This window comes from Paenibacillus sp. LS-5 (assembly GCF_056121505.1).
Genome location: NZ_JBWAVA010000004.1, coordinates 223,288 through 238,575 on the forward strand (window position 1 = coordinate 223,288; position 15,288 = coordinate 238,575).

15 protein-coding genes are annotated in these 15,288 nt (G+C 50.0%); 3 read left to right on the forward strand and 12 right to left on the reverse strand.

Features of this window, described 5'->3' with window-relative positions; genetic code table 11:
- Positions 1-71 precede the first annotated feature (71 nt).
- The 4 genes from AC0MA3_RS08610 to AC0MA3_RS08625 all read right to left on the reverse strand — a co-directional run bounded on the left by AC0MA3_RS08610 (position 72) and on the right by AC0MA3_RS08625 (position 2,647).
- A complete protein-coding gene (locus tag AC0MA3_RS08610) occupies positions 72-1,289 on the reverse strand; it encodes an aminotransferase class I/II-fold pyridoxal phosphate-dependent enzyme (RefSeq protein WP_379160441.1) in 1,218 nt (405 codons plus the stop codon).
- 13 nt (positions 1,290-1,302) lie between these two features.
- Positions 1,303-1,803: an Lrp/AsnC family transcriptional regulator gene (locus tag AC0MA3_RS08615; protein ID WP_379160438.1), complete on the reverse strand. Its 501-nt coding sequence runs from the start codon at positions 1,801-1,803 to the stop codon at positions 1,303-1,305.
- 174 nt (positions 1,804-1,977) lie between these two features.
- Positions 1,978-2,364: a spore coat protein gene (locus AC0MA3_RS08620; RefSeq protein WP_379160435.1), complete on the reverse strand. Its 387-nt coding sequence runs from the start codon at positions 2,362-2,364 to the stop codon at positions 1,978-1,980.
- A 46-nt stretch (positions 2,365-2,410) separates the two neighbouring features.
- Positions 2,411-2,647: a hypothetical protein gene (locus AC0MA3_RS08625; protein ID WP_379160432.1), complete on the reverse strand. Its 237-nt coding sequence runs from the start codon at positions 2,645-2,647 to the stop codon at positions 2,411-2,413.
- A 177-nt stretch (positions 2,648-2,824) separates the two neighbouring features.
- Here AC0MA3_RS08625 and AC0MA3_RS08630 point away from each other — a divergent pair, with 177 nt between their 5' ends.
- Entirely contained in the window at positions 2,825-4,051 is a 1,227-nt protein-coding gene (locus AC0MA3_RS08630; protein ID WP_474655868.1) for an NAD(P)/FAD-dependent oxidoreductase, read from the forward strand.
- A gap of 99 nt (positions 4,052-4,150) precedes the next feature.
- Here AC0MA3_RS08630 and AC0MA3_RS08635 read toward each other — a convergent pair whose 3' ends face one another.
- From AC0MA3_RS08635 to AC0MA3_RS08665, 7 genes are all read right to left on the reverse strand, one after another.
- A complete protein-coding gene (locus tag AC0MA3_RS08635) occupies positions 4,151-5,677 on the reverse strand; it encodes a flavocytochrome c (protein WP_379160426.1) in 1,527 nt (508 codons plus the stop codon).
- 224 nt (positions 5,678-5,901) lie between these two features.
- A complete protein-coding gene (locus tag AC0MA3_RS08640) occupies positions 5,902-6,621 on the reverse strand; it encodes a response regulator (protein ID WP_474655869.1) in 720 nt (239 codons plus the stop codon).
- On the reverse strand, positions 6,618-8,222 hold the full coding sequence (dcuS, locus tag AC0MA3_RS08645; protein WP_474655870.1) for a DcuS/MalK family sensor histidine kinase: 1,605 nt from the start codon (positions 8,220-8,222) through the stop codon (positions 6,618-6,620). The genes AC0MA3_RS08640 and dcuS overlap by 4 nt, the downstream gene beginning before the upstream one ends.
- Before the next feature lie 36 nt (positions 8,223-8,258).
- The gene (locus AC0MA3_RS08650; RefSeq protein ID WP_474655871.1) at positions 8,259-9,467 is read right to left on the reverse strand and encodes an MFS transporter; all 1,209 of its coding nucleotides are present in this window, start codon (positions 9,465-9,467) and stop codon (positions 8,259-8,261) included.
- A 69-nt stretch (positions 9,468-9,536) separates the two neighbouring features.
- The gene (locus AC0MA3_RS08655) at positions 9,537-10,082 is read right to left on the reverse strand and encodes a hypothetical protein (RefSeq protein WP_474655872.1); all 546 of its coding nucleotides are present in this window, start codon (positions 10,080-10,082) and stop codon (positions 9,537-9,539) included.
- A 132-nt stretch (positions 10,083-10,214) separates the two neighbouring features.
- On the reverse strand, positions 10,215-10,634 hold the full coding sequence (locus AC0MA3_RS08660; protein WP_379160410.1) for a DUF350 domain-containing protein: 420 nt from the start codon (positions 10,632-10,634) through the stop codon (positions 10,215-10,217).
- A 31-nt stretch (positions 10,635-10,665) separates the two neighbouring features.
- Positions 10,666-13,032 carry an endonuclease MutS2 gene (locus tag AC0MA3_RS08665; RefSeq protein ID WP_379160407.1) on the reverse strand — a complete coding sequence of 789 codons (2,367 nt, stop codon included), beginning with the start codon at positions 13,030-13,032 and terminating at the stop codon, positions 10,666-10,668.
- Between the two features lie 153 nt (positions 13,033-13,185).
- Here AC0MA3_RS08665 and AC0MA3_RS08670 point away from each other — a divergent pair, with 153 nt between their 5' ends.
- Positions 13,186-13,533: a phage holin family protein gene (locus AC0MA3_RS08670; RefSeq protein ID WP_379160404.1), complete on the forward strand. Its 348-nt coding sequence runs from the start codon at positions 13,186-13,188 to the stop codon at positions 13,531-13,533.
- Positions 13,534-13,615: 82 nt separating this feature from the next.
- Here the strand turns inward: AC0MA3_RS08670 and AC0MA3_RS08675 are convergent, their stop codons facing one another.
- Entirely contained in the window at positions 13,616-14,692 is a 1,077-nt protein-coding gene (locus AC0MA3_RS08675) for a GGDEF domain-containing protein (protein WP_474655873.1), read from the reverse strand.
- Between the two features lie 182 nt (positions 14,693-14,874).
- On the opposite strand from AC0MA3_RS08675, the gene AC0MA3_RS08680 reads away from it, so the two are divergent.
- On the forward strand, positions 14,875-15,267 hold the full coding sequence (locus tag AC0MA3_RS08680; protein WP_379160398.1) for a cupredoxin domain-containing protein: 393 nt from the start codon (positions 14,875-14,877) through the stop codon (positions 15,265-15,267).
- Positions 15,268-15,288 lie beyond the last annotated feature (21 nt).

A 15,288-nucleotide genomic window follows, 5' to 3' on the forward strand; every position in this document is an offset into this window, starting at 1 on the left:
CCTCAGAGTAAAATAATACCATACATTATAAAGATCCGCTATAGTCCGATTTACTTCATCTTGTAGTCTGATTACACGCGTTCACGCTCTAGTTGTGAGACAAATGCCCCTATCCGCTCAACGGCCTCATTCAGCTGGGAGACGGAAGTGGCGTAGGAGCAACGGAGATACCCTTCGCCTCCAAGTCCAAACACACTGCCGGGAACTGCGGCTACCTTATACTCAAGCAGCAGACGCTGGGCAAACTCGTCGGAAGTAAGTCCGGTGCGGCGTATGCTTGGAAATGCGTAAAATGCGCCTTGCGGCTCATGGCAGTCCAAGCCGGCATCCCGCAAGCCTTTGACTATCAAACGGCGGCGCTGGTTGTAGGAATCGGTCATCCGGTCCTTCTCCTCCATGCCGTTGGTTAACGCCTCCAGCGCGGCTACCTGGCCCATGGAAGGGGCACACATAACAGTGTATTGGTGGATCTTCAGCATCGCAGAGATCAAGTCCGGATGTCCGCAAGCATAGCCCATTCGCCAGCCGGTCATGGCAAATGCTTTGGAGAAACCGCTGACCAGAATCGTCCGGTCGATCATTCCCGGCAATGAAGCGAAGCTAACATGATTGCTGCCATAGGTAAGTTCCGCATAGATTTCATCAGAAATTACGATGAGATCATGCTTTTCTACAACCTTGGCAATAGGCTCCCAGTCTTCACGGCTCATAATCGCACCTGTCGGATTGCTGGGATAACAGAGAATCAGAATTTTGGAGCGCGGGGTAATCTTGGCTTCCAGCCCCGCTGCGGTAAGCTTGAAATTGTTCTCCCCGAACGTTTCAATGCCGACAGGAATCCCGCCGCCAATCGCGGTAATCGGAGAATAGGAAATATAACAAGGCTCAGGAATAAGAATCTCATCTCCGGGCGAGATCAAGGCGCGCAGCGCCAGATCAATGGCTTCACTGCCGCCCACTGTGGCGATGATCTGATTGGCCGGATTATAATCAACGGCGAAACGGTTGTGCAAATATTCGGCTATTCCCTCCCGAAGCTCCGGCATACCTGCGTTAGAGGTATAACCTGTAAAACCTCTCTCCAGCGAATATACGCAGGCTTCCCTGACATGCCAGGGCGTCTTAAAGTCCGGCTCACCGACCCCAAGTGAAATAATATCTTTGCTGCCTGCCGCCAGATCAAAAAACTTGCGGATGCCCGAAGGCTGAATCTGCTGGACCAGCGGTGCCAAATAGGAACTCATCGATTTGCCTGTATCTCCGGTATGCTGACTATTATTCGTGATCATTTGATTACTTCCTTTACGGAGATATCATGAGACGGTTGTCTTCCTCATGCTCTTCAAAGATGATACCGTCCTGTTTGTATTTTTTGAGCGTAAAATTGGTTTTGGTCGAGAGTACCGCATCAATCGGAGACAGCTTCTCGGATACGAAATTAGCGACATCCCGCAGATTCCGGCCTTCTACTTCTACTAACAGGTCATAGGCTCCCGACATGAGGTAGACCGATTTCACCTGGGGATACAAATAGATTCGTTCAGCAATCCCCTCAAAGCCCCGGCCCCGTTCGGGTGTAATCTGTACTTCAATCAGCGCTGTAACCCGCTCATCGTCCACCTTATCCCAATTCACGACGGTGGCATATTTAACAATGACATGGTCTTTTTCCATTTGCTCAATCACTTGCTTGACGTCGTCTTCTTCCGCTCCCAGCAGCGTTGCCATCAGTGCTGTAGAGCTTCGCGCGTCCTCCTTGAGCAGTTCCAGCACTTTCCTCTTCAGTTCATTCATTTCCTTCATGCCTTCCCTCCTGCGATAAGAGTTTAATACTAATATGACATGAAAATGGTACTTCTGCAAACAAAATAACCCCGCAGAAGCGGGGTTAACGGATTGCCTTATTCTGAAAAAGCACCTATTATCCCGGGAAGCGGGAAAGAGCTATGGTGCTGCGTCGGCCATAGGACAGCCGGGTTACATATAGTATGAACTTTGCACGTTCGGCTGATGCTGCGGCACGTTAGGAGCCTGACGGTAATCACCAGTTCCATTTAATTTTTGCTGTACAAAATGTTGGCATTTCTGCTGGATTTGTTGTGCGCTTTGGATCTGCTTATCCACAGCCTGGCGGAGGGCTTTGTCTGGTGTTTGATAAAATCCCATCTGAGACATCTGGTTGTACAGGTCCCCTTGAATCCGCAGTGTATCCATGGTGAGATCATTGAAGACCCGGCGCACGGTTTGACAATTCGATTCAGTAGCCGCTGTTGTATATTCGCGTACTGTCCGTTTCAGGTCATCCAGAATCATGGTCAACAGATCCTCATCTGCCATAAATTGTGCTCCATTTTGTGCGTACACTTTATTACCTCCTTGAAGTATTTTTAGATTTCATGCTTAAAAGCACTTATTGCTGCGGTTGGGATGGGGCATATTGCTGGTGCTGCTGCAAAAGCTGAATGAGCATGCCCATATGGTGGGTATGGCTCTGGATTTGCTGATTGCAAATCTGGTTAACCGTCGAGTTCTGAGTGCTGCTGGCGGTTGCTGCCAGCTGCTTGATCAGCAGATCCTCATTGGAGATGGAGTCCGCAATATATTCCAGTTCTTTCCCGCTAAGGGCCTGCATTTGCGTAGATTGCATGTTCTTGTGTCCCTCCTTCTAAATGGTTCAAGCCGTATTATTATGCTGCGCATTAAGACTAAATATGTGCAATAAGGCACATCTTCCTGACTGTAAAGAAGACGCGTAATGATGTATGAGAGTAAATACAGCGACCAATACTACCTTATCGGAATCTCATAAAGGGGAGATCAACAGATGAAATTAACCAGCGGGCAGACGCCCTGGGAGAGAACCTTGCCGCATTTCCCTGTATATCCAGTACTGGATGGGGACATCACATGCGATTGCCTGATCGTAGGCGGAGGCATGGGAGGGGCTATGGCTTCATACCGCTTGTCCTTAAGCGGGGCCAGCACCGTATTGATTGATAAACAGGCAGTGGGTCACGGCAGCACGCAGGCCAACACCGGTTTGCTGCAGGTTGCCAACGACAAATCACTCACCTCATGCATGAATACCTTTGGTGCTGCAGAAGGTTTGTTATTTTATAAGTTATGCCGTGAAGCTGTTGAGAAGATTCTGACACTTCCGGACCAGCTGGATATTGATCCGCACATTATTCCCAGAAGCAGCCTGTTGTATGCCAGCTTCCCGGAGGATGTTGCCCAGCTGCAGCTGGAGTATGAAAACCTGACGGCACACGGATTCGACGCGGAGTTCTGGGAGGAAGACAGGATCCGCACTCATTACTCCTTCTCCAAGTCTGCGGCAATCTACTCCAGAGGTGATGCGGATACCAATCCATTCCGGATGCTTCACAGTCTGATTCAAAAGGCACATGCAAAGGGAGTACGCGTATACGAACACACTAAAGCCCGGCATTTTGAGTACGCTACAGATGGGGTCACCTGCTACACAGAGCATGGCCGGATTTTTGCCAAAAATGTTATTTTTGCCATGGGTTATGAAACTCAGGAGATGAAAAAGGACCGGGGAGCCGAACTGATTAACACCTATGCGATCATGACCCGGCCCTTGAAGAATTCCCCCAAATGGCATGAGCACAGCATGATCTGGGAAACGGCACGGCCTTATTTGTATTTTCGCATGACTAATGATAGACGTATTATTGCAGGAGGCAAGGACGAACAGTTAACGGGTCCCCTGCAAAGGGAGACCAGAGTGCTGTCCCAGAGCCAGAGGCTGCTGGAGGAGCTCGAAGCCCTCTTTCCAGAAGTAAAAGGAGTTGAAGCGGAGTTCACATGGGGCGGTGTATTCGGAACCACCCGTGACGGACTGCCTTTTATAGGCCCTCATCCGGAATATCCCCATTGTTACTTCATCGAAGGCTACGGGGGCAACGGAACGGTATACAGCATGATTGCGGCAGAGCTGCTCACCGACACCCTCGCTGGCCGGACCCGGCCGGAGCTTGACCTATTCTCATTGACCCGGACGGCCAAACCTTCTCCGGTATCCTAGAGGGCTGGTTTCTTGCGATCTTGTGCAAAAAAAGGGCGTTCCAAGCAGCCATTTTATTTCATGGCTTTTGGAACACCCTTCTCAATTAAGCTAATCTATCTATTGTGCCTGTACGAATTCAGCCGACTTGATTCCGGCTTGACGGCCGAAGATAATAATTTCGGCTACAGAGTTGCCGCCGATCCGGTTTTGACCGTGCAGTCCGCCTACCACTTCACCAGCCGCGAATAGACCTGTGATGGGTTGACCCTCTTTATTCAGCACTTCTGTATTTGTATTAATTTTTACACCACCCATGGTGTAGTGGATCCCTGGGCCGATTTTGATAGCGTAGAATGGTGCGCCGGACAGGTCGTTATCCATCCCGGTTGTTCTGCCGAATTCAGCATCCTTTTTATTCTTGACCGCAGTGTTCCATGTGTCCACAGTTGTCTTCAGCTGATCTGCAGGAACACCCATTTCTTTAGCCAAGGCTTCGATGGAATCACCCTTTAGAACAAATCCCATTTTATCATACTGTTCAATCGCTTTAACACGGGATCTGACACCGGAATCAAAGACAAGGATCGCAGCTTTTTCAGGAAGCTTATTGATGGCTGCCGTAACATTATCCCGGGTATCCATTTCGTTAACGAACCGTTTACCTTCACTGGTTACAAGCAGAGCGCCTTCTCCGCGAACCGCTTCCCCGATCAGATAGGATTTCTCCTGCTGTACCGTCGGGTGAACCTGGATTTGATCCATATCCACTGTAGTGCCACCGAGCTTCTCAATCATCTTAATACCGTCACCGGTGCTGCCAACCTGGTTGGTGGTTACAAGCCCTTCCAGATCAGGTCTAACCTCGGAGATCATCTCCTTGTTCGCGCCAAAACCGCCGGTTGTAACAATGACAGCAGAACCTGTTATTGTTTTTTCATCTGCCTGGTTGAAGAGGACTTTGACTCCATTAACCTTACCGTCTTTTTGAGTAATTTCCTTAACATCAGCGTTCACAAACAATGGAATGCCTTTTTCCTGAACGTTTTTCACTAAGCCTTTGACGAGGTATTGCCCAACTGCCGAACCGTCCTCAGGACGGTGTGTGCGTTTTTCCTTCATGCCGCCGGTAATCGTGATGTTATTCAGACGGATTCCGATGGAATCCAGCCAGTCGATCGCACTCGCAGAATTATCAACGAAGAAACGGAGCATTTCTTTGTCATTCGTATCATGGCCGCCCTTAAGGGTCTCTTCATAAAACAAATCGTTGCTATCTTCAATGCCTTGCTCTTTCTGGAACTTCGTCTCTGAAGCGTTCATTCCGGATGAAGATTTAGATGTATTACCGCCCGCTACAGGCATTTTTTCAAGAATAACCGGATTCAGGCCTTTAGCTTTCGCCTCAAGCGCTGCCGACATCCCGGCACCACCGGCACCGACAATGATGATATCGTATTTATCTTTTAATTGATCGTACGGAGTATAACTTGCTTCAGATGCCCCTGAAACTGCTTCTGTCTTTTTAGTCTCAGTGTTCTTGCTCTTGCTCTCAGCACTGTTGCTGTTGCCGTTGTTGCCGCATCCCGCTATAACCAGCAAGACAGAAAGAATGAGAATAAGAGCCGCTGCTGCTTTCTTTTTCATTGTAATGTTGCCCCCTTGTGCATATTTTCACAATTATCATAGCGGCAAAGGGGCTGATCATGGAAGCTTACGTAATTAAAGAAATTGTTAAGTAACTAAAGTAAGTGGATTCTGCAACTTCCATCTCCTACAACCACTCCTCAAAAATAGGACCAACTGTTTTCAATCGATCATTGGGATTATGAAAAAAAGGACCCAAAGGTCCTTTCCGCTTCAGCATCCGCCTAAATATATTTTGCAATAATATCATAGCCCGTAGCGGTTACGGTATACATATATACGGGTCTGCCTACCGCACCGTAGCTGATCTCCATGTCCAGTACACCCGCCTCTGTGAGAAACGCCAGATACTTGCGGACGGAGATCCGTGATATCGGGGCTACCTCCGTAATATCCTCAGTCGAAAACACCGGATGCTCAAGCTTTTGTATGGTGCTCCAAATGCTCTCCAACGTACCTTCTGTTAGACCTTTGGGCAGTGTGCCGCTCTTGTTGTCCTCCTCGGTACTGAGGGAATGGCGCAGCAGCTTATCCAGCTGCTCCTGACTAAGATTCTCCTTGTGCTTCATCAGAGCGAAATCCTCCCGGTATGTGGTCAGCGCCGCCTGAAATCGGGCGAATTCAAATGGTTTGATTAAATAATCCACAGCCCCAAGCTGAAGAGCCTTCCGGATGCTGGCATTATCGCTGGCCGCTGAAATGACGATAATGTCTACCATACTCCCCTGCTCCCGCAAAGCGGAAAGCAGCTGAAGCCCGGTGGTATGCGGCATGTGGAAATCCAGCAGCATGAGATCAACCTTAGTCTCTGCGAGCATCCGTCCGGCCTCATCGCCCGAAGCAGCCCAGCCCGCGAACTCGAAGCCCGGGATCTGCTCCAGATAGTGGCGGTTGAACTTGGCTACCATCGGATCATCTTCAACGATCAGTACTTTAATGGTCATCTGGCCTCATCCTCCTTCACCGCATATGGCACATCAACCATGAACGTAGTTCCGCGCTCCACACCGGGTAAGATCTCAAGCCGGCCATGCAGCTTTTCAACACTTTTACGGACCAGATATAGGCCTATCCCCCGGTGTTCTCCCTTGGTAGAAAATCCTTGGACAAATATCTGCTCCCGAAGTGCTTCAGGAATTCCCGATCCGCTGTCACTCACTGTGCAGATCAGACGCTCCCGGTCATAATGAAAAGCCAGCTCAATCTTCTTTAGGCTGCAGCCTTCCAGTATTTCCATAGCGTTGTCGAGTAAATTACCGGTGATGGTAATCAGTTCATGCATGACTTGCGGATCTGCAGATTCCGGCAGGTAACCGTCCTCGGCCAATTGCAGCTCAATTCCCGCTTCCCGGGCCCTGCTCAATTTCCCCAGCAGAAAGCCGGCCATAACCGGGTCCTTGATGTGCCTGGTAATCGAACCAATCTCATTCTGATGATTGATGACGGTTCCCGAAATATACTGCTGCAGGTCATCGTACAGACCCATATGAGTCATTCCCATGATCACATGCAGCTTATTCATGTATTCATGCGCCCCTGCACGCAGGGCATCCGCATAGACAGAAATACCTGACAGCCGTTCCGCCAGTACCGCAAGCTCGGTCTTGTCCCTGAACGTGGCAATAGCACCTGCGATCTGGCCATTTACTCGGATCGGAACACTATTCGCCAAGATAGAGATACCATTCAGCTCCAAATTCTGATCCTGCCTCGCCTCACCGCTGAACAGTACCTGCTCCAGACGTAGCTCCGGCCAGTAATCTGCGATATGTCGGTTCGCCACATTGCCTGTAATCCCTGCCGTCCCCAGAAGCCGTTCCGCTTCTACATTGATCATGGTGATCCGGGCCTGATCGTCGACCGCAATAATTCCTTCACGTGTGGATTGGAGCATGGCACTACGCTCCTGCAGAAGCTTGGAGATATCGGATGGCTCCATACCGAACATCATCTGTTTGATTTTGCGGGCCAGCACCATAGCTCCTCCGGCTCCCAGCACAGCGCCTGACAACAGGATGGCTATAATGGTCCATTCATTCTGCCGGATCAGCCGGTGCACCCGTTCCATGGAAAGACCTACTACCACCACTCCCACCTGGGAACCTCTGTTGTCATAGACGGGGACGAAGGCTCGCAGCGACTTGCCCAGCAGTCCTTCCCCTTCTGAGATGCCTTCTTCACCGCGCAGCGCAATCTCCTGCCCTCCCCCGACGAAAGTCTTGCCAATCTTCGAAGGATCGGGATGCGAATAACGGATGCTGTTCATATCGATGACGACAACAAACATAATATCATTGCGTCGGGTGATTTTGGAGGTGTAGGCCTGAATCTCCTTGCTTCGGCCCTCACTGAGCCCCTCTGATACCAGCGGCATCAAAGCAATGGTCCGCGCTATAGTTATTGCCTTATCCTCCAGGGCATGTCTGGTCTGAGGAATAATCTGATTTCTGAAAATAATGTATAGCACTATCATGACCAGCATCACCACAGCGGAGACCATGACCGTAACCTTTGTCCTCAGACCGTAATCCTTTTTTTTGGCCAATGCCGTATTCCCCCTGTTCTAACCTTCAATTGACTATTAGAGGGATTCCTCCGCTTTGCGCTTCAGCAGACGATGAAGTGTAAGCCAGCTTCCTAGCGGGGCAGCGCCCAGGAGAAGCATCAACAAGGTGATCACGCGGGGCGAATCGTTAATGGATAGCATAGCTATAAATACAAAAACACCCAGAATCTTACCTGTCATCAAACAAAGCTCCCTCAGAACCACCAGTTCTACACGTTTACCCACACTCTCCTCCGACTCTCCCATCAGGTCAAAGCTGCTTGAGGTCATCGGCAACATATATAATGGAATAAAAAGTGAGGTGCCAATACCCATGATTAGCAGAGTTCCGTAGCTGACCCTCCAGAGGAGGGGGGTAATGACGGCAATCAGCAAAATACCTCCGAATAACATTCCCCCCGATCGGAGTCTTGGCTTGAACCACTTGCCGGCAGCATAGTAGCTGACCAGTGAAACTGCTGAAGTGATCAGTGCAAATTGTCCAAGCTTGCTTTCCTCTTTAGCCGCTATGTACACAAGAAGACCGATCAAAAAAGAAAACACGCCCTCCCGTAAACCCTGGAATACCAGCGCGGCAGCTTCCGGCCGCCAGGCACTGCCCTTTCGGTGCAGCTCTCTCCATGGCTCCTTCCACAAATATGCCCCTTCACTCTTGCGTTTCTTCAGAAAAAAGCTTAAAACCACGGCAGCTCCATAAATAGAGAGGGATAAGATAAACACGATGCGATACCCTCGTTCTCCATGCAGTGAAGAAATGATCCAGCCTGACACCCAAGGCCCCAGGATACCGGTGAATGAACCTAACAATCCCATCCAGCCATTGAAAAAATCCCGGTTGCCTGCATCCGTAATCTCAAAATAAACAATGTTATAGGCCAGCCAGAACAAACCCATGGCTACACCCAGAACTAATCCAAGCGGCCATATATAATAAATCGCCCGATTTCCCAGCCACAGTACAAGCAAATAAAAAAGGCCCGAAACGGCCAGACCCAGCCGCAGGGCATTCATCTTGTTGTGTTCCTTTACCCATTTCCCGGCCACCCAGAAGCTTAGACCTACGGCCAATTGCTGAGCAACCGTAAACCAGCCAATCATGGAGAAATCTTGCCTATTCTTCCATAAATATACGTTCAAAAATGTACCTGCCAGCACGCTCGCTAATGAACATAATCCGTTGACTGCGAGCAGCAGTATCTCTTGCTTATGAGATGAATCCTTCATTCCGTTCCTCCTTGCCAGCTGGGCGTGTCTGCTTAACATGCCCAGCTCATGGAGAAACCATAACCTGTATTACTTGTTGCCGGTGCTCAGATTACGCACAAGCTGAATTCGGTCTTCCTGCGCCAGACTATGCTGTACATGGAAGCACGATGGGCAGACGAAAAGATTCAATGAGAAAGGCGGTTGCAGAACAGGTCCTCCCAGCGCCTCCGGGGATGATGGCTCGAAGCCTTCCACTTTCTGCGTTCCGGAGAGCAGCATCAGCTCATGACACTGAGGACACTCCGGTGCCTCCAGCTGCGCCGCCAGAATAGCGGACACGCTCGACTCATAGAGCTTCAGATCATAATCATCGCCGAACTGTACGAGGGTATTGAATATCGGCACTACACTTTCTTTGTCGCTGTCATCCCAAAGATCTTCATCGCTTATTTCCTCTTGCTCCGGTTCCGCGGCTTCATCCGCCTCGTCTTCATCCTCCAGGTCATCTACACCAAGAGTTACCGTGCGGTAACCGCTAAGTTCATTGTTGCAATGAGGGCAGGTATCCTCCGGCCCGAACTCCTCGTCCCACACAATTTCCGTATGACACCAAGGACACACTGTTGTTTCCATCTGAAATATCTCCTTCTTACCTCACATTTGAATTCAGTTGATCATTAAATATATTATACCGGCCGCAATAAATGCGAGGGCAGAAAAGAATAGAACCCGCACCAAAATCTTCATGTTATTCTACACCCCGCTTTAAAAAATAGCAGCACCAATCACATAAGACAGGGACACGGAAATCATCATGGCAGTCAGACCCACGGCACGGTTATCTGCGGCTATTTCATCATCAATGGAAAAGACCGGGGTCAGGAACTCGAAAAGAAAATAGGCAAGCAGAAGCAGCAGGAATCCCACCACCGACCATTTCATCGTTTCGTAGATCGAGGCTCCCGCTGAAATGCTGAAGCGCAGAATATTGCATATGCCGAAGATTTTTCCGCCGGTCGCCATGGCTACTGCCACATTTCCTTTGCGGATTTCTTCCCAGCAGTTATATTTGGTCACCATTTCGAAGAAGGACAGGAATACCACCAGGCCCAGAATGGCCACAGTAAAATAGCCCAGCAGTGCTCCCAGCGGATGATCCAGCAAAAGATCAATATTTTCTTGCATGCTTCTCCCTCTTTCCGCTGGACTCCAGCCGCTATTCCAGTTCGGCTACGGTTACACCCGCGCCGCCTTCATTATAATTCCCGAGCCGGTAGCTCTTCACATGCTTATGCTTACGCAGATATTCCTGAATGCCTGTGCGAAGCACCCCGGTGCCCTTGCCGTGTATTATGGAGATTTGCCCCAGGTTGCCAAGAAACGCCTCATCAATGAAGCGGTCTGTCTCCATAATGGCCTCCTCCAGATTCGCACCGCGAAGATCAAGCTCACTGCGGATATTCTCATCACGGGTACGTTTGACCGTAGTGGCACGACGAAGTGCAGGAGGCGGTGAATCGGGTGCAGAGGCCAGGAATTCCAGATCCTCCAGATTGACCTTCATCTTCATAATGCCAAACTGCACAATGGCTTCCTTGGGACCGCTCAGTTCAACCACATAGCCTTTCTGGTTGACATTCTGCACCTTTACTTCATCACCAGGCTGGATCTTTCTTGGTGCCTTGACGTTGCTTCTGGCCACTGTCTTCTTGCGGGGCGCAGGCTCCGCTTCATCCAGGCGGCGTCGGGCTTCAATGAGCTTATGCTCCTTAACGGAAGCCCCTTCCTCCAAAGCGAGGCGGCGCAGATCACCAATGATCTGCTCGGCTTCCTTGCGGGCCTTATCGAGGATCGCACTGGCGTCTTTCTCCGCCTTCTCCAGCCGCTTGTCACGCTGGCTCTCGAGCTTCTCGAGCTCCTGCTGCTGCCGGCTGCGGAATTCCTCCGCTTCACGGCGGATCACTTCGGCGCGTTCACGCTCGTTCTCCGCTCCGAGTCGGTTCTCTTCCAGCGAAGCAATCATATGCTCGACACGCAGATCCTCTTCCTTCACCTCACCGCGCGCATGCTCCAGTATGGCGTTAGGCATACCGAGGCGTTCGGCAATGGCGAACGCATTGCTTCGTCCTGGCACACCGATCAGCAGCCGGTAGGTAGGACTGAGACTTTGTACATCAAATTCCATGCTGGCATTAATCAGACCTTTGCGTTCATAAGCATAGGCTTTCAGCTCGCTGTAATGCGTAGTGGCCACCATCCGGCATTCGGTCCGGTGAATATGCTCCAGAATCGCAATAGCCAGGGCTGAACCTTCGGCCGGGTCGGTACCCGCCCCTACTTCATCCAGGAGAATCAGACTTTTTGGAGTCATTCTGCGCAGAATGGAAATAATATTGGTCATATGGCTGGAGAAGGTACTGAGGCTCTGCTCAATACTCTGCTCATCGCCAATATCGGCATAAATCGCATCAAATACACACATCTGGCTGCCTTCCTCTGCCGGGATAAACAATCCCGACATCGACATCAGGCTGAGCAGACCAATCGTCTTCAGCGTGACCGTCTTACCGCCTGTATTAGGTCCGGTCACGATGATCGAGCTATATTGGTTGCCAAGCTCGACATCCAGCGGAACCACCTGCTCTGCGGGGATCAACGGATGCCGTCCCTTGCGGAGCTTGAGGTAGCCCCGGTCATTCATGCGGGGCTGTATCGCCTTCATGTCACGGGCCAGACGCGCCTTGGCAAATATAAAGTCCAGCTCGCCCAGAATATCTACATCGTAAGCCATTTCTTCGGCAATATCGCCAACGAGTGCGGTCAAGCGGTGCAGGATGATCTCAATCTCCCGCTCCTCGCGCAGACGGGTTTCACGCAGCTTGTTGTTCATTGCCACAATGGATTCCGGTTCGATAAAAAGCGTAGCACCCGAGCCCGACTGGTCATGCACGATTCCGCCGAAATGGGCACGGTATTCCGCTTTGACCGGAATGACGAAACGGTCACCTCGAATCGTAACAAGCTGGTCCTGCAGCATTTTGGCTACGGAGGAAGAGCGGATCATCGAATCCAGTTTCTCGCGGATCCGGGTCTCCCCTCCGCGCAGCTCACGGCGGATGGTAGCCAGTTCAGGGCTTGCCGTGTCAAGCACATCGGCATTCTCGTCAATACAGCTGCGGATGGCATCCTCTACATGCTTCTGTTCGGACAGCAGATCGCTTTGCGCGAACAAAAGGGAGATATTCTCATCTTCATGCATGGCTGCCAGAAACCGTTTCACTCTGCGCGCACCGCCAATAGTGTTCCCGACAGAGAGGAGCTCACTGGTTCCCAGCAACCCTCCAATAGAGGCACGTTTGAGGGCCATCTTGATGTCTGTGATGCCTCCGAAGGAAGGTATGCCTTTCAGCCGGTCGACATTCGCAGCTTCGTCCGTAGCCTGCAGCAGCTTTTTCACACCTTCAAAATCACCGGAAGGCTTGAGACTTTCTGCCAGCAACCGCCCCATCGGGGTTTGCGTATATTGCGCTAATTTATTTAAAATCTTGCGATATTCAAGCGTATGCAAAATTTTGTCGTCCAATTACAGTCACAGCTCCCTTCATAGATGGTTACATTATACCTAATTCAACCGGGTTTCGCTATTTGGGTAAGTTTTAAGGGAATAGAAAATCAGATGCAGGCAACAATAACAAATGCACATATCCTTATGCGAAGGCCAAAGGAGGTTAGTTCAGTGAGATTTTTAGGTCATGTGGTCCGATTTATCGTGGCAGCGATCGTGCTGTTGGTGGTTGGCTGGATCGTTCCGCAATTCACCATTGGCGGCTTCTGGAGTGCGCTTGTTCTTGCGCTTGTCATTGCACTCCTCGGTTGGGTCATTGAGGGCATTTTCGGCAAAAAAACAACGCCCTTCGGCCGCGGTATCGTCGGTTTTCTCGTCAGCGCACTGGTCATCTGGATCGCCCAATTCATCGTGAGCGGTGTCAGTGTCACCGTCCTGGGAGCGCTTATGGCGGCACTCGTCATAGGAATCATCGACTTGTTCCTGCCGGTCTCCACACCGTATGAAGCTGCAAAATAAAGAATCAATCTGCTGGTCTTCTTGCAGACAGGAAACCCCCTATTCCGAATTATAGCGGAATCAGGGGGTTTGTTGTATACACTTAGGCGTAAGCCAAGATATTATCATTCACAGAAGCGGTGACTACTGCATTTTTACCGTTGCGCTTGGCCGAATACAGGGCTTGGTCCGTTTTGCGGAACAGCATTTCTTTTCCATCCCCATGCTGGTAATCGCACAATCCAATACTGACTGTAATCGGCTTCCCGCCGGCATAGGTATGCTCCATGGCCGCAATGTTCATTCGCAGCTCTTCAGCTGCGGCATAAGCCTCTTGAAAGCTTTTATCCGTAAAAATAACCGCAAACTCTTCCCCGCCATACCGTGCTGCAAAATCATTTAAACCAATCATGCCGCCTACCTTCGCTGCTACCTCTTTGAGTACAAGGTCCCCAACCCAATGGCCATAGGTATCGTTGACCCGCTTGAAATTGTCAATGTCAAACAGCGCCAGCTGCAGCCTTAGGCCATTACTTTCACACTGTTCCAGCAGTGAATCCAGATACTCATGAAAGGTCTTATGGTTGTATAGTCCGGTCAGAGCGTCAATCTTCAGCAGCTTATCCGAGATCGCCCGTTCTACCATAAGTCCTTGTTCAGACTTGGTTAACTGCTCCAGATGCTCACTCACCTCACGGGCGCGGATAATGACAGCCTGGGTCATGGCAACAAACACGATGAACACACTTTCCACCATCAAAAACTCCGTCAGCGGCTTTCCCAGCATGCTCCGCTCCAGCCCGAAGTAAATTCCGCCATAGAACAGCAAGCTGAACGCGCCCAGTATACCAAGCAGCCTCTGGTCAAAATATATAAGGGCAATCATTATAGGCAGCATAAGCGCCATCTGCGCTCCATGTACAAAGGGTTCAAAGACAAAATACATAAGATAAGACACCATAAACCCGCATACGACCACAGCCTGCTTGTGATATAGCAAGGTGGACCGGAGCCACATCTCGGCTGAGATCATCGCTATCAGAATCATCAGATTGCATACGATGAACAAATGTCCTTTGGCAGGCATGAGGACTGTGCGGACTTCAACTCCAGAATTCGACAAAACAAATACAAGCTGGGAAGCCAGCATGCAAAAAACAATGATCCAGTAGCCAGACAATATTTTACGGTGCCACTTCTCCGTATTCAGCGATATTTGGGCTAAATTAATGGTAATCCCCTACTTCTCGAACTATAATAGAATAGCTTTAAGTATAATAAATTTTAAACGATTTCGCATCATTTATTTGCAAATTTCGACAAAGTCAGGCAAAACCAACCGTATCCTGAAGGAGGATGAAGATGAACCGAAGATTAGCCTTTTTGCTGTCCATCGCTTTCCTGCTAATCCTATCCGCCTGCGGAGGTACCAGCAGTAACAACAGCACCGCAGCTTCTCAGAAGGAAACAGCTGATGCCGGTATTACAGCAGACGAAGAACTCATCATTACAGCTACGAACTACAGTTTTGATCAAAAGACGTACCATTTGAAAAAAGGGGTTCCTGTAAAAATTGTTTTTGAAAATGAAAGCGGGAATCATGGCATTCTGATCCCGGAGCTGAATCTGCGCCTGGACGGCAAAGACTCCTCCCGGATTATTGTCCCGGACGAAGCCGGAACCTTCGAAATGACCTGTGCGATCATGTGCGGCTCGGGCCATAGCGGGATGTCTGCTCAGGTGATCGTAGAATAGAAGATATAAAAAAGCAGCAGC